This window comes from Peptoniphilus asaccharolyticus DSM 20463, from assembly GCF_900176115.1.
Lineage (GTDB): Bacteria > Bacillota > Clostridia > Tissierellales > Peptoniphilaceae > Peptoniphilus > Peptoniphilus asaccharolyticus.
In genome coordinates this window covers 1-18,613 of record NZ_FWWR01000013.1, presented here as the reverse complement: position 1 = coordinate 18,613, position 18,613 = coordinate 1, and the positions used below count along the sequence as shown (strand labels likewise).

The following is an 18,613-nucleotide window of genomic DNA, read 5'->3' as shown; positions in this document are numbered from 1 at the left end:
TCTTATTCCTATTATATAGAGATTATCCTTTTTATCTACCTTTGTCAAACGTTAATTTTGTACTTAATGATTGCGTTAAGACTTAAAACTATACTGTTCCCATATTTTAGAAATGTTATTTCACTTTGTTATCATTCATATAAATTATTATTCTTTATCTTGTTTTAAGAAAATATACTATATTTAAAGGCTATTAAAAATATCTTGCTGAAAAATATGAACTCTATGTAAAGTATTTTAATAAAAATTTTTATGTGTGAATTCATACCGGATAAGTTTTATCTATACTATACAATTATTGATTAGTCTAATAAAGAGAAAGATATTTATATAAGTCTAATAAACTCCCTATACAAATTTTAGATTTGTGGGCTCAAAAAAATCTATTAATGCAAACTATCTCCCATTAATAGATTAAAAACCATAATATTTTATTGTCTTGGTCTCACATTATTTACAAATGTAAACCTATAAAATATTTTGTGATGTAATTTTATGATTTATGTAATATAATATAATTCAATTTTATATTACAATTTAGTTCAATCATTTAAGTTTAGAATTTCAAATTAAAACAACGATTGTATAGTAAATTTCAATAGAAAATAAACTATCACCCCTAAAACAAACCATATTAAATTATGTTTAATCAAAATAATTCTCCTTATTTTAAATATTCTCATTTTCTATTTGTCTGTATTAGTAGTTTTCGCAAAAGTTAATGTAGGTAAAAACAACTGAGTACACATTAAAATTGCGGTTGTCATAGATATTATTTTTTTATACATAAGCCACCTCACGTAACTAACTATAAAATGAAAATTAAACTTAAATTATTATAATACAATTATAATCAAATTACAATAAAACGTCAATTCTGCACTTAGATAAAAAATAATAGCCACCATAAATGATGACTATTTCTTCACTATTCGATACCTACTACTGTGTATCCTTCTTCTTCAATTATCTCTTTTAATTTTTCATCTATATTGCTTTCAACTTCTACTGTCGCACTTTTATCTTCAAGGTCTACAGTAAATTTCTTCACTTCTTCAATCCCTTCAAGTGCTTTTTCAACTGCCGCCTTACAATGTCCGCACATCATACCTTCAATTTTAATTTTCTTTTCCATACTTATTCTCCTCTCTTCCACTTTGGTGTGAAAAATTTTAATCTAAGCGCATTACTTACCACTGAAACTGAACTAAAACTCATAGCAGCTGCTCCTATCATAGGATTTAAAAGTAATCCAAATTTATTATAGAATAATCCCGCTGCTATTGGAACTCCTATAGCATTGTAGATAAATGCCCAAAATAAATTTTCTTTTATATTGACCATGACAGCTTTGCTGAGTCCTATTGCAGAGACTACATCTAGTAAGTTGCTCTTCATGAGCACTACATCCGCCGACTCTATCGCAACTTCCGTTCCCGCTCCTATTGCCATGCCAACATCTGCTCTTGCCAGAGCCGGTGCGTCATTTATTCCATCCCCAACCATAGCCACCTGGCCACTTTCTTGAAGCTTTCTAACTTCCTTTTCCTTATCTTCTGGTAACACTTCTGCCACAACTTTATGAATTCCAACTTGTTTAGCTATGGCTTCTGCTGTTCTATGGTTGTCTCCGGTTATCATAACCGTCTCTATTCCCATTTGATTTAGGTTTCTAATGGCTGTCTTTGAATCTTCTTTTATCGTATCAGCCACAGCTATTGTTCCAATAATCTTATTATCTTTAGAAAAATATAGTGGTGTCTTGCCTTGTTCTGCAAAGTTTTCTCTTTCTATTTCAAACCCCAATTCACTCATTAACTTAGAGTTCCCTGCATATATTTTTTGATCTCTATACACAGCAGACATCCCTTTGCCCGGCAACAACTCATACTCACTAGCTTCTTCAATTGTTATATTCTTTTCTCTTGCGCTGTTTACAATTGCTTCTGCCAATGGATGTGATGATAAATTTTCAATAGTCGCCGCTATCTTTATCAGTTCATCTTCACTCACTCCACAAGGTATTATATCTGTAACCTTAGGTTTGCCCTCTGTGATTGTTCCCGTTTTATCAAATACTACTGTATTAACTGAATGTAAAATTTCTAAAGCTTCTGCTGATTTTATTAAAATTCCATTTTCGGCACCTTTACCCGTACCAACCATAATTGCAGTTGGAGTTGCAAGCCCGAGAGCACATGGACAAGAGATTACCAAGACGGATATTCCTATTCCAAGTGCAAACTCAAAATCCTTTGTTAGAATTGTCCAAACTATTGTCGCAAGTATCGCAATACTTATTACAACTGGCACAAATACTCCGCTGATTTTATCTGCTAACTTCGCTATTGGTGCTTTAGACGTTGTGGCATCTTCAACCAATCTGATTATTTTAGCAAGTGTGGTGTCCTCTCCGACACGTTTTGTTTCCATCTTAAAGAATCCGGAGTTGTTAAGTGTCCCTGCGGTTACACTATCTCCAACTTCTTTGGTAACGGGTATACTCTCTCCTGTAAGTGCAGACTCGTCTACTACTCCATACCCTTCTATTACAACTCCATCAACAGGGATTGCATTTCCATTTTTTATAATTACTATATCTCCGACTACTATATCTTCGACCAATACTTCTCCTTCAACTCCATTTCTATTTATAAGAGCTGTTTTAGGCGCTAAATTCATAAGTTTTGTAATTGCCTCGGATGTTCTATCCTTAGCTCTCGTCTCAAAAAATTTACCAAGAGTTATTAGTGTGAGTATCATGCCCGCAGATTCAAAATATAAATGCATCATAAAATGGTGAGCAGTTTGCATATTTCCATTACCGAGTGTGAATCCAATCTTATAAATAGAATAGACTCCATATACAATCGCCGCTCCGGCTCCCACCGCAATCAGTGAATCCATATTTGGTGAAAGTCTGTATAAATTTTTAAATCCGTTTATAAAATATTTTCTGTTTATAAATACTATTGGCAAAACAAATAAAAATTGTGTAAATGCATAGGCTATTGCATTTTCAGTTCCAATTAAAAATTCAGGCATTGGTAAGCCCCACATATCTCCCATGGCTATATAGAATAGTGGAATTGTAAAAAATAGAGAAGTAATCAATCTATTTTTCATCTCTTTCAATTCGTCATTTGGCTTAACTGTTTCCTTTTTAACATTCTCACCCTTAACTGTCGCCCCAAATCCTGTATCTTCAACCACTTTTATTATGTCTTTATCCGTTATATCATCTGTGTGTTCTACCACCATAGAATTGGCCAAAAGATTTACACTCACATTTTCTACGCCTTGTATTTTTGAAACCTTCTTCTCTAATCTTGTAGAACACGCAGCACAACTCATGCCAGTGACATCAAATTTCTGTTTCATCTCTACCTCCCTTGACACCTTTCTACTTTAAATTTATTATATAGCTATAGTTTCTAATGAACAAGAATGTACAATTTAGTATCATACTATCTTAAAAGATACTATGGAGGTCAATATGAAATCAAAAGACGATATAACTATAAATTGCCCAGTATCAACTACTATCTCATTAATCGGTGGTAAGTATAAGGCTCTTATACTATGGCATTTAACGGGTAAAACTCTGCGCTATGGCGAATTAAAAACTCTTATTCAACAAGCTACTCCTAAAATGCTCACTCAACAACTTAGAGAGCTTGAAGAAAATGGGCTTATTCATAGAGAAGTTTATCCTGTGGTTCCGCCAAAAGTAGAATATTCTCTAACTAATCTTGGAGAAAGTTTATTCCCTATCTTATCTTCTATGTATGATTGGGGTAGTGAATTTATGAAATCAGAAGGCAAAAAACCTTGCTGCAATATGAAGCACAATGATTAAAATTAGAGCACACCACGGGCTTTGCACACAATACTTCGTCGGCTTTGGATATAGTGATGAATTTTCAGTTAATATGTCAAATATAATAAAACTGCTAAACACAAATCCAACTGTTAAAATAATTTCTGAAGTCGATTCTATTTGCAAAAGTTGCCCTGAAAATAACAATGGTTGTAAAAGTCGAGATAAGGTCTTGAGATTTGATAATGAAGTTTTAAAACTTACTGAGTTGAAATCTGGTACAGCTATAAAATGGAATGATTTTAAAAAGTTATGTCTTGAAAAGATAATTTTAAAAGACTTACGTTCCTGTGTATGTAATGATTGCAAGTGGAGTAGTCTTTGTTCTGAGGTTCATTTAGAAAAATTTTCAAATTTAAAATAATTAAAGCCGTAGAAAAAATCTACGGCCTTTTATATTACATTATAGATTGTGCGGCTGTAATTATAGCTAAAGAGTAAACTTCGTCTTCGTTACATCCTCTTGATAGGTCATTTACCGGTGCGTTTAATCCTTGAAGGATTGGACCTACTGCCTCAAATCCACCAAATCTTTGGATTAATTTATAACCTATATTTCCTGCTTCAAGTGAAGGGAAAATAAATGCATTTGCATGTCCTGCAACTTCAGATCTTGGTGCTTTCTTAGCTGCAACTTCAGGTACAAATGCTGCGTCAAATTGTAAATCTCCATCTACTACAAGTTCTGGATCCATTTCTCTTGCAAGTGCTGTTGCGTTTGCAACTTTATCTACAAGTTCGTGTGATGCTGAACCTAGAGTTGAGAATGAAAGCATAGCTACCTTAGGGTCCATTCCGAAAGCTTTAGCTGTTCTTCCTGTGATAACTGCAACTTCTGCTAATGATTCAGAATCATGTTCTATGTTTATAGCACAGTCAGCTGCGATATACATTTCTTCGCCCTTTAATAATATAAATGCTCCTGAAGTTCTCTTAAATCCTTCTTGAGTCTTTATTATTTGAAGTGCTGGTTTTACTGTTTCTCCAGTTGTATGAACAGCTCCTGATACAAGCCCATCAGCTTTTTTAGTATATACAAGCATTGTTCCGAAATAATTAACGTCTTTTAATAAATTAGTAGCTCTGACATCATCAAGCTTACCCTTACGTCTTTCAAGAAGTGCTTCTCTTAATTCATCTATTTCTTCATACTCTGTCGGGTCTATGAAGTTCAATTCGTCTAAGTTTACATTTAATTTTTCTGCTGTTTTTTCAACTTCTTCTCTTGAGCCAAGAACTATAGGGTTTAATATTTTTTCTTCCTTTAGTCTTTTTACAGCTCCAAGAATTCTTTCGTCTTCCCCTTCAGGAAAAACTATTGTAGGACATTTTTCACTTACTTTAATTTTTAGTTGATCAATTAAATACATATTAATCCTCCCTTTTTATTCATTACTACTATACCACATTCATAATATATTTGCATTTTTTCTCTTGTTTTTATTTTACCAATAACCTATATATTTGAATCTAAATTTTATATTAATTTTTAAGATTTCTAACTTTTGGTAAACTAAATTGATTTATTTCAATTTTCAAGTTATCATATTAAAAAAGAATACCCTTTCCTAAAAAAAATATTTTCAGTAGATTTCTAAATCTACACTTGAAAATTAAAGGTGGAATTTATGAAAAAATATACAATTTTAGTAGCTCTATCTCTTTTGCTCGTTGGTGCTGGTAATAAAACTCATTATTCTGATATTGAAAACCACTGGGCTAAAGATTACATAGAAAAAATGTCTGACTCAAAACTTCTTTTGGGATATACAGATGGAAGTTTTAAACCAAATAATAATATTTTAAATGTTGAAACTTACTCGATAATAAATAGAATTTTTAAATTTGACAACTATACATCTGAAAAAATTAATTCAAATTTAGATAATCATAAAAATCAATGGTACTATGATGAACTACTAGCTGCAGAGTCCGGCGGATACGTTAGTTTTGACAAAGTTTTTGATTCTCAACCCATCACTCGTATAGAAGTTTGTAACATACTAAGCTCTCTATATCAATTAAGCTCAGATGAAAAAACTTACTTTAGTGACTTGGATAAGTTAACTCAAAAAGAAATTGGCGCTGTGAGTTCTCTTGCCAAAGATGGAATCATAAATGGTTTTGGAGACAACACCTTTAGGCCGTTTGCAAACATAACAAGAGCAGAGTTATCTAAAGTTCTTACTCTAACCATGGAAAGATATGGAGTCTCTCTGAGAAAATTTGACTCCTCCATATATCAAACTCTGTCTCAAAAATTAGAAAATCTATCTAAGATTGACGCTAGTAAGTTGAGTTCAACTGACATTCAAAAACTAAATTACATTATAGAGCAAACTTCAAAAGGCAATTATATTTCAAATGATGAATTCAAAACTTGGAATGACTTTTTAGATAAAGTTTTAAGCGGATTCCCATCTACATCTAACTCTAACTTTGAAAATTCAAATAAAAATATAAGTCTTAATATACGAGTTTCAGATTCTAAGGGAAATCCTATATCTGCAACTGTAAAAATTAACAATAAAGTATTTGATGGATCACGTCTTAGCGCAGGAAAATATCTAATAAAAGTAGAAGCTCCCGGCAAAAAAAGTTATGAATCTTTTTTAGAGATTAACTCCGACCAAACTTTAGATATTGTGCTTGAAGATGCAAAACAATCTTTCTTAAGACTTAATTTAAACTCACGTTATCTAAGTTGTAATGCCGGATTAGAATTCAAATCCGGAGCGAGAGTTTCAGTTAAGATAGATGTTCCAAACGGAATGGAAGTTGACTATTTAATTGTCAATGGCACAAAAAAAGGAGTCCTAAGTGACGAATTTACTTTCATCATCACTCAAGACACCCAAATAGATGTAGCATTTAAACCTGAAGAGAACCGTTAAGGGTCTCTTCTTTTTTTCTCTCTAAATCATCAATTAAAATTGCTTATCACATAAAGCAATATATATTCCTTTTCATCATTCAAATTACTTTCCATTGCTGCAACTTTAAATTTTTCACTCAATTTTTCAATAAAATATGAGCCATTTAATTCATCTAATCCGACATAAATTTTAAAAATAATTCCTTTATTAAAATTTATATAATCTACTATAAAATCAATAAATTCTTTAGAATTCAAATTATTTTTATACTCTTTTAATTTAAAACTTGCGTCATATACATAGTATAAATTATCGCATCTATGCTTTTTTGCTGTTGAATTTTTAAAATACAATTCATAAATTGTTTCGTCTATTTCTCTATCCAGTACCTTCTTCTTGAATTTTTCAACAAAGTTATCATATGGTTGCATTTGCAAAACAAATTTACTTTTATCTTTTTCTTTATACTCATCTAATTCAACAAATCTAAAGATTTTACACATTATTTCTTCGATTTTTGAATCCCTTTTCTCCAAATCAAAAGAAATTTGGCTTTTATTCATCACATAGCTTGCTAAGAAAAATTGAAATTTTACATTATTTAATAATTCCTCTACAATTTTCATTTCGGAACAATTGTATTTTTTATTACTATTAAAATCGTAATTTTTCAATTCTGTTGTTATTAAATTAGGATTAAAGTTTTTAAACTTCACTTTCTCTAAAAACTCTGAATAATCTACTTTTATAAACATAAACTTTTACCTTCTACTATGTCTTTCAGATACATTCGGTATGGAATATGTTTCTCCACCTTTCGTTACACCTGTTACCTGTTTTAATTTTATTATTACTTCTTCTTCACTACCTACCCACAAAGTCTCATAGATTCTTAAGTTTTCAAATGTTCTTCCATTATATCCTTGAAACCATACATCCCCACTAACTGGTGTAACTCCATCTAGTTTATATGTGCCAATATATCCTTGCATTGAAGCCGGTCCTCCTTGACCTGTACTACCTACAATAGTTATCACTGCATATTCATTACGCCAATCACTCCTTAAATCTATCCCACCTATATGTATATATCTACTTCGATAGGTTATATCATCTGTGTTATCTTCTCTATTATAATCAACTTCCCCACTATTATCACTTTCTTTCACTATAAAATCATCTTTCCCTAAATATTTTACTTCTTCACTGATAGAATTCACTACATTATCATTTGTTGGAAAAGAATTTTCTAATTCACTATACTCTACTGCATTAACCCTTTTAACAGTTGTTGTTAATAAAACTAAGACCAATACCAATACTCTTAACTTTTTCATTTTCATTCCTCCTTAAATGTTTTCATCCTGTAATTTAAAAACTTTAATCTTAGTTTAAGATTAACATGTAATCGTTTTTTTAACAATGTTTTATTATTCTTATTTTTTATTAATACATAAATTTATACTTATCTGTAGTCCTAAATGACGAATTTACATTCGTCATCACCGAGGACACTCAAATAGATGTAGCATTTAAACCTGAAGAGAACCGTTAAGGGTCTCTTCTTTTTTTCTCTCTAAATCATCAATTAAATGTTTTGTAACCACTAACGTACAAACAAAAGATATTATATCTACTATCGGCTGGGCTAATTGTATCCCAAGAATACCAATAAATTTAGGAAGTATTGCAACAATAGGTATTAATATTAGACCCATTCTGAGCATACTTAAAACCGAAGATTGAAATGCCATTTGAATAGTTTGCATCATCAGAGTTGCAAGTATCATAAAAGCATTTAAAGTTAAAAATATTGTATAGTATCTAAGAGTTGTCGCACCTATTTTTATAACTTCTATATCATCTATAAATATATCTATTATTTGTGGAGCAAACAAATTCATAATTATAGACACCACCACTAAAAATATTGTGGACTGTCTTAATTCATACCAAAAACCTTTTAAGACTCTATCATATCTATTGGCGGAGTAATTATATCCGCATATCGGCTGAAAAGCATGACCATATCCTATTATCACTGAATTTGCCAAAAGACCTATTCTATTAACTATTCCCATAGCTGCAATTGCAGAGTCTCCATAATGAGCCGCAGCATTATTGAGCGCTATAATTCCTATAGAGTTCACACTTTGTCTAGTTAGTGATGGTATACCACCTTTTAAAATTCTATTTGCATATTCCCTATTAAAGTGCAAGTTGTTTATACTAATTTTCACATCAAATTTTTTGCTGTTATTATATATTATTAAAAAACTTATTAGCTGACTTATAGCTGTTGCTAAAGCAGCTCCTTTTATTCCTAAATTCAATTTAAAAATTAAAATAGGGTCCAATGCCATATTTAAAACAGCTCCCGCCATAAGCCCAACCATTGAATAGAAAGCCTTACCTTGACATCTCAATTGAATATTTAACACAAGGGTTGCACAATGGTAAAAAGCCCCTATCAAAATTATTCTCAAATAACTTGTGACATAGGGTAAGACTGTATCTGTCGAACCCAATGCTCTTGAAATTGGAACTATGAATATATTTCCAAATATGGTCAGCATCAAGCCTAAAAATATAGCACCAAAAAATCCTAAAGAGGCAATTTCTGATGCTTTTTTTAAATCTTTTTTCCCCAAGTACAACGCTATGGCATTCCCAGAACCTTGCCCAAACATAAATCCTATTGCTTGGATTATAACCATTATAGACATAGAAATACCTACGGCTGCCGAAGCTTGGGTATTTATCTTTCCTATAAAATAATTATCTACAACATTATAAATTTGTGTTATTAGTAACGCTGTTATCGTAGAAAATATATATTTATTTATCAACTTTTCCACTGGTTCATTTAACAACTCTTCATAATTAGAGCTCATCCTCTTCACTTCCGTCATAAAATCCAACTATATCTTCAAAAATATCCCACATTTCATCAACCATCTTTTTATCTACAGAAGAAAATGGAATTATATTATCTCTATTTTTTATCCCCAACTTCTTTTGTATCTTTGCAATATGATTTTGGTATTGCCCACGTGAAATTTTATCTGCCTTAGTTGCAATTACAAGGCCTGAGTGTCCATTTGCAATTAGATAATCATACATAGCTTTATCCAATTCTGAAGGTTCATGTCTAATGTCAACTAACAACAATACTTCTAATAAATTCTCTCTGTTTTCAAGATAAGTATTTATAACTCCAGCCCAAGAATTCCTTTCAATTTTAGAAACTCTTGCATAACCATAACCGGGTAGATCAACCAATCTCAAATCAGAAACTCTATAGAAATTTATTGTTCTTGTCTTACCTGGAGCGGAAGAAGTCCTCGCAAGGTTCTTCCTTCCAAGCATTGCATTAATAAATGAAGATTTCCCAACATTAGACCTTCCCGCAAATGCAAATTCATATACATCAGCTTCAGGATATTGTTCTTTTTTTACGGCAACCTGTTCTAAACGCGCGTCATCAGTCTTCATTATTCCCTCCAAAGATATGTTCTATTGCCTCATTAGCTTCATTTAGAGTTACTATCTCAAGCTTATTTACAATATTTTCATCTATCTCTTTTAAATCTCTTTCATTCTCTTTAGGTATCAAAACTTTTTTGATTCCCATTCTCTCTGCCGCCAACAATTTTTCTTTTAATCCACCAATAGGCAGAACTCTTCCCGTCAAAGTTATTTCTCCGGTCATAGCCACATCAGATTTGATTTTCTTACCTGTTAAGCTAGAGAGAACTGTACTAAACATTGCCACTCCTGCAGAAGGCCCATCTTTTGGCACAGCCCCTTCTGGTACGTGGATGTGTATATCAGATTTTTTTCTAAACTCAGGATCTATATTTAAGCTCTCTGCATTACTTGCTATATAAGATATAGCGGCATTGGCAGATTCTTTCATAACATCTCCCAGTTTACCGGTTAGCATCAATTTCCCTGAACCTTCCATCACTGTGGATTCAATTTCAAGTGTCTCTCCACCAACTTCAGTCCAAGCGAGTCCATTCACAACTCCAACTCTATCATGTTCCTGAACCAAATCAAACAAGAATTTCTTTTCTCCAAGATATGTGCTCAAATTATTTTCAGTTACTGATAGTGTCTTCTTGTGCTCTTCAACTATTTTTAAAACTGCTTTTCTCACACATTTTGCAATTTCTTTTTCAAGACCTCTTACTCCAGCTTCTCTTGTGTAGTAATTTATGATGTCTTGTATAGCTCCATCTGTGAATTTAAGTTGTGATTTTTTCAAACCATTTTCTTTAATCTGTTTTGGAACTAAATATCTCTTTGCAATTTGGAATTTTTCTTGCGGAGTGTATCCGCTAAGTCTTATTACTTCCATTCTGTCTAACAGCGGTCTAGGTATTGTATTAGTTGAATTGGCTGTAGCTATGAAAAACACTTTTGATAAATCAAAAGGTAGCTCCAAATATCTGTCAGTAAAGGTGTTGTTTTGCTCAGGATCTAAAACTTCAAGTAGTCCACTTGCAGGGTCTCCCTTAAAGTCGCTTCCAACCTTATCTATTTCATCCAACAAGAAAACCGGATTGTTCTCTTCTGCTTTCTTCATCAAACTTATAACTCTACCCGGAAGAGCTCCTATATAAGTTCTTCTATGCCCTCTTATTTCAGCCTCATCTGTTATACCACCAAGGCTCATTCTGACAAATTCTTTTGAAAGAGAATTGGCTATTGATGAAGCTATGGATGTCTTTCCAACTCCTGGAGGTCCTACTAAGCACAATATAGGCCCTTTAGAACTTGAAGTTAGATTTCTAACTGCCATAAATTCTAAAATTCTCTCTTTTACATCTTTAAGGCCATAGTGCTCTGCATCTAATGTCTCTCTCGCCTTGCTAAGTTCTACTTCATCAGGAGAGGATTCATTCCAAGGTAGGTCTAATATCCAATCTAAATACGTTAAGATAACTGAATACTCAGGAGTTGCCGAAGTCAATTTGGAAAGCCTGCTCACTTCTTTCAATGCCTTTTCTCTTACGTGATCAGGCAAGTTCGCTTCTTCTATTTTTTCTTCGTACTCTAAGAGAGTATCTTCTTCAGCTCCATCCCCAAGCTCTTTATGAATAACTTTTAATTGTTCTTTTAAATAGTACTCCCTTTGAACCTTATTCATATTGGATTTGACTTCTTTATCTATCTTTCTCTCTATGGAAAGTAGTTCTATTTCTCTCTTTAAGATGCCGTGGAATTTAGTAAGTCTTTCAAAAGCATCTAAAGTTTCCAAAAGATCTTGGCTCTTTTCCAAATCTAGATTTATATATGCCGCAGATGTATCTACTAAAGACTCCGGTGAAGAAGAATCCACAACTGATTGTAACAAACCCGGTATAAGTCTTGAATCAAGCTCTGTATAGTTTTCTAAATCTTCTTCCACTAATCTCATAGCAGCTACAACTTCTTGATTTTCTTCATTAAAATCTTCACTATCTATTTCTTCAGCTATAGCTTCAAAGTATGAATCTCCAACAGAAAAATCTTCTATCTTTGCACGCTTAACTCCTTCAACAAGAACTCTAACCACTCCACCTGGAAGTTTTAAAATTTGTTTTATTGCCGCCAAAGTACCATAGTCAAAGAGGTCTTCTCTCTGTGGTTCTAAAATGCTTGAATCTCTTTGTGCAACTAAAAATACATAGGAGTTGTTTATCTCAGCTGCTTCAACTGCCGCTATACTCTTTTGTCTTCCGCAATCGAAGTGCGTCACCATTCTTGGAAATACAACTAAATCTCTCAGTGCTATCACTGGCACTCTTTTATTCTCACTCAAATTATCACCTACTCTAAAATAGGGCCCACTAAGTGAGCCCTCAATTAATTTGCATTCTTTAAAATTAACTCTGGACTCTTTTCTCCACTTACCGAATCCTTTGTTATAATTACCTTCTCAACATCATCTCGAGATGGTATTTCATACATTATATCCATTATAGTATTTTCTATTATGCTTCTTAGACCTCTTGCACCAGCTTTTTTCTCTATTGCAGATTTAGCAATAAAAGTCAGTGCTTCGTCATCAAATTCCAATTCCACATCGTCTAGCTTCAACAGAGCTTTATACTGTTTTACCAAAGCATTCTTAGGTTTAGTCAAAATTTCAACAAGAGCTTCTTCATCTAATTGTTCCAAAGAAACAGTTATTGGAAGACGACCCAAAAGTTCAGGTATGATACCAAACTTTAAAAAGTCTTCAGTTCTAACATCTTTTAAAAGATTCTCTTTGTCATGTTTCTTATCTGTCAATTCAGTTCCAAAACCCATAGATGAAGTTTCAGTTCTCGATTGTATAATACTGTCTATTCCGTCAAATGCCCCGCCAACTATAAATAGTATATTGGTAGTATCAACTTGTATAAATTCTTGGTTAGGATGCTTTCTGCCGCCTTGTGGAGGCACATTTGCAACAGTTCCCTCTATTATCTTCAATAGAGCTTGTTGCACACCCTCTCCACTAACATCTCTTGTAATAGATACATTTTCAGCTTTACGAGCTATCTTATCTATTTCATCGATGTATATTATTCCCTTTTCAGCTTTTTCTATATCATAATCTGCAGATTGAACTAATTTTAAAATTATATTTTCTACATCTTCTCCAACGTATCCCGCTTCAGTAAGAGTTGTGGCATCTGCTATTGCAAATGGCACATTTAAAACCTTAGCTAAAGTTTGAGCAAGAAGTGTCTTACCACTTCCAGTTGGCCCAACCATTAGGATATTTGACTTTTGAAGTTCAACATCATCTTTTTCTCTTGGAGTAGAAATTCTCTTATAATGATTATATACAGCTACTGCTAATGATCTCTTTGCCTTGTCTTGTTTTATGACATATTGGTCCAACACACTCTTTATTTCAGCAGGTTTTTTTAAATGACGAATTGTCAAATCAAATTCTTTGCTTAAAATTTCTTTTTTTTCTTCATTTAAAATTTTTTCGCAAAGCTCTATACACTCGTTACAAATGTATACATTCGGCCCCGCAATAAGTCTCTCAACTTGGTTGTGTGGTTTCCCGCAAAAAGAGCATCTGGCAATTTCACCCTCTTCGTGTAAAGTATCTTTTGCCATTTAGCACCTCAGCTTCTCTTCTCAATTACTTTGTCTATTATTCCGTACTCTAAAGCTTCTTCCGCTGTTAAATAGTAGTCTCTATCTGTATCTAATTCAATCTTATCAAGCGGTTGACCTGTTCTTTCAGAAAGGATTTTATTTAATCTCTCTCTGACTTTCAAAATCTTTTCAGCTTGAATTTTGATGTCGGTAGCTTGTCCTTGAGCTCCCCCTAGAGGTTGGTGAATCATTATATCTGCATTAGGCAGTGCAAATCTCTTGCCCTTAGTTCCCGCTATTAAAAGGAATGCTCCCATAGATGCCGCCATACCCATACATATAGTTGAAACATCACACTTTATATATTGCATAGTATCATATATTGCAAACCCAGCACTAACAGAACCACCAGGGCTATTTATATATATTTGAATATCTTTAGTATTGTCTTCTGCTTCTAAAAATAGTAATTGCGCAACGACAAGATCCGCCACTTGGTCATTTATCTCTCCTGTTAAAAAGATTATTCTCTCTTTTAACAATCTGGAATAAATGTCATAGCTTCTTTCGCCTCTTCCAGTTTGCTCAACTACCATAGGCACTAATGCCATTTAATCACCTTTCTTTTCTCTATAACTAAATTATTTATCTTCTTCAGAATCAGCTGCTTCTTCGCTTGGTTCTACAAATTTAGCATTTTCATATAGATAATCAAGAGTTTTCTTGTTCATAAGATCTTCTTTTATAGATTCTCTGTTTGAACCATTCATATATTCTTTCATTTTTGCTTTTTGCTCTTCATCATCTTTGAAGTATAAGTTTACTATATTGTCGATTTCTGCATCTACATCTTCATCAGTAGGTGCAATTCCTTCAAGTTCAGCAACTTTTTCAAGAGCTAATGCAGTCTTAACTTGTTTAAGAGCATCTTCTCTTAAGTTTTCAGCAAAGTCTTTAACTTCTACACCAATCATTCCTAAATAATCTTCAAGGTTCATTCCTTGGTTACGTAGGTTTTGGTCAAAATTTTGCATTTGGCTGTTGATTTGTGCGTCTACCATTCCCTTTGGAACGTCTACTTCTACAAGTTCAACTAATTTCTTAGAGATAGCTTCTTTCTTTTCTGCTACTTCTCTTTCTGCAAATTGTGCATTTTTCTTTTCTCTTAAATCATTTTTATATTCCTCAACTGTATCAAATTCAGAAATATCTTTGATAAATTCATCATCTAATTCAGGAAGTTCTTCTTTTGAAATTGAGTTTAATCTAACTGCAAATACTGCATCTTTTCCCTTTAAATCATCTGAGAAATAATCTTCTGGGAAAGTTACATTAACATCAAACTCATCATCGATGTTGTGTCCTTCGATTTGTTTTTCAAATCCTGGAATGAAAGTGTTAGAACCTAAAACTAAATCTTGGTTTTCTCCAGCTCCACCTTCGAACTCTTCTCCATCAACTCTACCTACGAAATCGATGTTTACTTTATCTCCTTCTTCAGCAGCTCTGTCATCAATGTTTAGAACTCTTGCGTTAAGGCTTCTTTGTTGGTCAAGTTCAGCATCTAAAAGTTCTTCTGTAACTTCATATTTAACATCTTCAACCTCTATACCCTTGTATCCTTCAATTTTAACTTCAGGTTTTACATCTACTGAAATTTCAACTTTGATATCTTCTCCAGAGTGAGCTTCTTCAATGTTTACATGTGGTTGATCTACAACTTCAAGTTTTAATTCTTCAATAGTTTCTTCATATTTTTTAGGTAAGATTTCATTTATAGCATCTTCTAAAAATACTTCTTTACCATATACATTTTCAATTATTTTTCTTGGAACTTTTCCTTTTCTGAATCCAGGAACTTGGAAATATTTTCTATTCTTCTTAAAAACTGTATCTTCAGCAACTTTAACTTCTTCAGCTTTTAATACCATTTCAAATTTTACTGTGTTATTTTCTCTCTTAATTTCTGTCATTTCATCCTCCGTAAGATAATTAATCCATTATACCATATTGGTAAAAGATAGTCTAATTTTATATACTCTTTATTGCTTCCACTAACTCTTCAAATTCAGCTTCATCAAATGTAATTCCCTTGCTCATTTTTACATGATCCGGGTCCCACTCTCTTATGTCATACTTAGGTGCACGATCATTCCATGAAACCATATTTAGTTCTTTTGTCCAACCATTGCTCTTTGTTGAAAGAGTCGCTACATGCTTGGTTATTTCAAACTTAAATTCTGCCATATTACCTCAATTATTTTTAAAATCAATCTCTATTTTACTATAAAGTTCATCTAGTTCAATTTCAATATTATTTTTTTCTTTTCTTGTAGAATATTCAACCACTTTTTCAGCTGCCTTTTTACCAACAGTGATCCTCAATGGTATACCGATAAGGTCTCTATCTTTAAACTTAACCCCAGGTCTTTCATTTCTATCGTCTAATAGCACTTCATAGCCTTTAGAAATCAATTCATTGTATATCTCTTCACCCAAAGCCATTTGCTCTTCATCATTAGCTTTCATCACAGTTACTATCACGTGATATGGCGCAACAGATATAGGCCAGATGATTCCATCTTCGTCATTAAATTGTTCAACAACTGCCGCAACAGTTCTTGTAACACCAACTCCGTAAGAACCCATCCATATAATTTGTTCTTTTCCGTTTTGGTCTAAATAAGTCGCTCCTATAGATTCAGAATACTTAGTTCCAAGTTGGAAGATATTACCTACCTCAACCCCTCTTCTGAACTTGTACTCTTCATCAGTGCCTTCAATTAGGTCGCCTTCCTTAACTTCAAGTAAGTCTTCAGCTATTTCTCCTTCAAAATCTCTACCATAATTTGCATTCTTTATATGGTAGTCTTCCTTATTAGCTCCAACTATCAAGTTGTGAAGTCTTGTAACTGATGAATCAAATATAAGTCTTGCATCTATTCCAATAGGACCTGTAAAGCCTTGAACACTTCCCATGCTCTTTATTTGCTCTTCAGTCATAGGTTCTATCTCATGCTCAGGTACTCCTAAAAATCCTTCAAGCTTAGCCATGTTTACTTCTCTGTCACCAGGCACAAAAACTACCACAGGTTTTTCTTGCACCATAAAATCAACAGCTTTTAAACACTTAGCTTCTGTAACTCCAAGATAGTTAGATACTTCTTCAATAGTCTTAGTATTAGGAGTGTGAACTTCTTCAAGTTCTTTTGCTTCTTCATCCGGAACAGCTGGATACACTACCTTAGCTTTTTCAGCAGTTGCCGCATATCCTGCACCATAAGCTATTACACCTTCTCCAGTATCTGCAAGGGCTATGAACTCATGAGATTGATTACCTCCCATAGCTCCGTTGTCCCCTTCAACCACTACATACTCAAGGCCTATTCTATCAAATATCTTTTCATAAGCATCGTACATATCTTGGTAAGATTTCTTCATTCCCTCTGGATCAACATCAAAAGAATATGCATCTTTCATGCTAAACTCTCTTGCTCTATTTACTCCAAATCTAGGTCTCTTTTCGTCCCTATACTTTGTCTGTATTTGATATAAATTTAGAGGAAGTTGTTTGTAAGATTTTACTTCATCTTTTATAAGTGTTGTAAAATATTCCTCTGCAGTCGGTCCAAGACAAAACTCTCTTTCATGTCTATCTTTTAACTTAAACATTTCCGGACCAAATCTATCCCATCTGCCAGACGCTTCCCAAATTTCTTTAGGTTGAATAGCAGACATCAATATCTCTTGGCTTCCTGCTCTATCCATTTCTTCTCTTACAATATTTTCAATCTTTCTTACCACTCTATATCCTAAAGGCAAGTATGAATAAATCCCACTTGCTGATTTTCGAATAAAAGCTCCTCTAAGTAAAAATTTATGCGATGCTATCTCCGCATCTTGAGGCGCTTCCCTAAGGGTTGGCATGTATAATTTAGAAAGTTTCATAAATTCCTCCAATTCCTCTTACAATTTGCCATATAATTATATTATTAAAACAAGTCTAATTCAAGTTATTTAGCCAATGTATATCTAAAATTTGATTTTTTTGTAAAATTTATAGTGTTTTTTTCCAAAAAATCGTTTATAATATTTTTTGTTGATAATTTATCATAACAAGTGCAACATAAATAAACTCATAGCTAATCAGCTGTGTTAATATGTAAGTGACCAAACAAAACATATTAAAAGGAGTGATTAACTATGAGCTATAACCATCTTACCATAGAAGAAAGATCTTGTATTTACCAATTTTTAAATTTAGGAATGAGTATAAGGAAAATTGCACAAGCACTTAAAAGGTCACCTAGTACAATATCTAGAGAAATTAAAAGAAATTCATCTAAGATAAAAGTTAGTAGGGGAAGTTACACTAAGTACTTTCCGATAAAGGCAAATGATAAATATATTGATAGAAGAAAAGACTGCCATAGAAAAAGTAAATTTTCTAAAGATGTTATTGATTATTTAACTGTAAAGATTAACGAACATTGGTCCCCTGAACAAATATCAAATAGAAACACAAATGAGATTCATGAATTACCATCTACATCAACGATATATAGAATGATACACGCCAAAAAGCTGCCAAAAACTAGTATGAAAAATTTGAGAAGAAAAGCTAAATTTAAAAGGCCAGCAGAAAAAAGAGGAAAATTCAATGATAAAGGTAGAACAATTAAGAAAAGACCTAAAGAGATATACAGAAGGCAAGAATTAGGCCACTGGGAAGCAGATACAGTGGAATCAGGCAGATTAGATCATAAAA

General features: G+C 32.9%; 17 protein-coding genes. 4 read left to right on the top strand and 13 right to left on the bottom strand.

Annotation, left to right across the window (positions count from 1 at the left end; all coding sequences use genetic code 11):
• Nucleotides 1-928: 928 nt before the first annotated feature.
• Nucleotides 929-1,135, bottom strand: coding sequence for a heavy-metal-associated domain-containing protein (locus B8869_RS12140; RefSeq protein WP_084231392.1), 207 nt, complete (start codon nucleotides 1,133-1,135; stop codon nucleotides 929-931).
• A gap of 2 nt (nucleotides 1,136-1,137) precedes the next feature.
• On the bottom strand, nucleotides 1,138-3,381 hold the full coding sequence (locus B8869_RS09520) for a heavy metal translocating P-type ATPase (RefSeq protein ID WP_084231391.1): 2,244 nt from the start codon (nucleotides 3,379-3,381) through the stop codon (nucleotides 1,138-1,140).
• Between the two features lie 115 nt (nucleotides 3,382-3,496).
• Here B8869_RS09520 and B8869_RS09515 point away from each other — a divergent pair, with 115 nt between their 5' ends.
• Nucleotides 3,497-3,859: a winged helix-turn-helix transcriptional regulator gene (locus B8869_RS09515; protein ID WP_084231390.1), complete on the top strand. Its 363-nt coding sequence runs from the start codon at nucleotides 3,497-3,499 to the stop codon at nucleotides 3,857-3,859.
• Nucleotides 3,852-4,244, top strand: a complete 393-nt coding sequence (locus B8869_RS09510) for a DUF1284 domain-containing protein (RefSeq protein WP_084231389.1) — start codon at nucleotides 3,852-3,854, stop codon at nucleotides 4,242-4,244. Before B8869_RS09515 ends, B8869_RS09510 begins: the two co-directional genes overlap by 8 nt.
• Nucleotides 4,245-4,278: 34 nt before the next feature.
• On the opposite strand, the gene pta is transcribed toward B8869_RS09510, so the two are convergent.
• Nucleotides 4,279-5,250, bottom strand: a complete 972-nt coding sequence (pta, locus tag B8869_RS09505) for a phosphate acetyltransferase (protein ID WP_084231388.1) — start codon at nucleotides 5,248-5,250, stop codon at nucleotides 4,279-4,281.
• A gap of 258 nt (nucleotides 5,251-5,508) precedes the next feature.
• On the opposite strand from pta, the gene B8869_RS09500 reads away from it, so the two are divergent.
• Nucleotides 5,509-6,774: an S-layer homology domain-containing protein gene (locus tag B8869_RS09500; RefSeq protein ID WP_084231387.1), complete on the top strand. Its 1,266-nt coding sequence runs from the start codon at nucleotides 5,509-5,511 to the stop codon at nucleotides 6,772-6,774.
• A gap of 29 nt (nucleotides 6,775-6,803) precedes the next feature.
• Here the strand turns inward: B8869_RS09500 and B8869_RS09495 are convergent, their stop codons facing one another.
• The 10 genes from B8869_RS09495 to B8869_RS09450 form a co-directional block, all read right to left on the bottom strand.
• A complete protein-coding gene (locus B8869_RS09495; protein WP_084231386.1) occupies nucleotides 6,804-7,511 on the bottom strand; it encodes a hypothetical protein in 708 nt (235 codons plus the stop codon).
• Nucleotides 7,512-7,517: 6 nt separating this feature from the next.
• Nucleotides 7,518-8,093, bottom strand: a complete 576-nt coding sequence (locus B8869_RS09490) for a hypothetical protein (RefSeq protein WP_084231385.1) — start codon at nucleotides 8,091-8,093, stop codon at nucleotides 7,518-7,520.
• A 195-nt stretch (nucleotides 8,094-8,288) separates the two neighbouring features.
• Nucleotides 8,289-9,650, bottom strand: a complete 1,362-nt coding sequence (locus B8869_RS09485) for an MATE family efflux transporter (RefSeq protein WP_159445260.1) — start codon at nucleotides 9,648-9,650, stop codon at nucleotides 8,289-8,291.
• Nucleotides 9,640-10,251 (bottom strand): ribosome biogenesis GTP-binding protein YihA/YsxC, encoded by a 612-nt coding sequence (gene yihA / locus B8869_RS09480; RefSeq protein ID WP_084231383.1) that lies wholly within the window; start codon nucleotides 10,249-10,251, stop codon nucleotides 9,640-9,642. Before yihA ends, B8869_RS09485 begins: the two co-directional genes overlap by 11 nt.
• Nucleotides 10,241-12,565, bottom strand: a complete 2,325-nt coding sequence (gene lon, locus B8869_RS09475) for an endopeptidase La (RefSeq protein WP_084231382.1) — start codon at nucleotides 12,563-12,565, stop codon at nucleotides 10,241-10,243. The genes yihA and lon overlap by 11 nt, the downstream gene beginning before the upstream one ends.
• A gap of 44 nt (nucleotides 12,566-12,609) precedes the next feature.
• On the bottom strand, nucleotides 12,610-13,863 hold the full coding sequence (clpX, locus tag B8869_RS09470; protein WP_084231381.1) for an ATP-dependent Clp protease ATP-binding subunit ClpX: 1,254 nt from the start codon (nucleotides 13,861-13,863) through the stop codon (nucleotides 12,610-12,612).
• A gap of 8 nt (nucleotides 13,864-13,871) precedes the next feature.
• Nucleotides 13,872-14,456: an ATP-dependent Clp endopeptidase proteolytic subunit ClpP gene (gene clpP, locus B8869_RS09465; protein WP_084231380.1), complete on the bottom strand. Its 585-nt coding sequence runs from the start codon at nucleotides 14,454-14,456 to the stop codon at nucleotides 13,872-13,874.
• A gap of 30 nt (nucleotides 14,457-14,486) precedes the next feature.
• Entirely contained in the window at nucleotides 14,487-15,818 is a 1,332-nt protein-coding gene (tig, locus tag B8869_RS09460) for a trigger factor (RefSeq protein ID WP_084231379.1), read from the bottom strand.
• 58 nt (nucleotides 15,819-15,876) lie between these two features.
• Nucleotides 15,877-16,092 (bottom strand): YdbC family protein, encoded by a 216-nt coding sequence (locus B8869_RS09455; RefSeq protein ID WP_084231378.1) that lies wholly within the window; start codon nucleotides 16,090-16,092, stop codon nucleotides 15,877-15,879.
• A gap of 6 nt (nucleotides 16,093-16,098) precedes the next feature.
• Nucleotides 16,099-17,793 (bottom strand): proline--tRNA ligase, encoded by a 1,695-nt coding sequence (locus B8869_RS09450; protein ID WP_084231377.1) that lies wholly within the window; start codon nucleotides 17,791-17,793, stop codon nucleotides 16,099-16,101.
• A 255-nt stretch (nucleotides 17,794-18,048) separates the two neighbouring features.
• On the opposite strand from B8869_RS09450, the gene B8869_RS09445 reads away from it, so the two are divergent.
• On the top strand, nucleotides 18,049-18,613 hold a 565-nt coding region (locus tag B8869_RS09445; protein WP_144017986.1), incomplete at its 3' end, for an IS30 family transposase.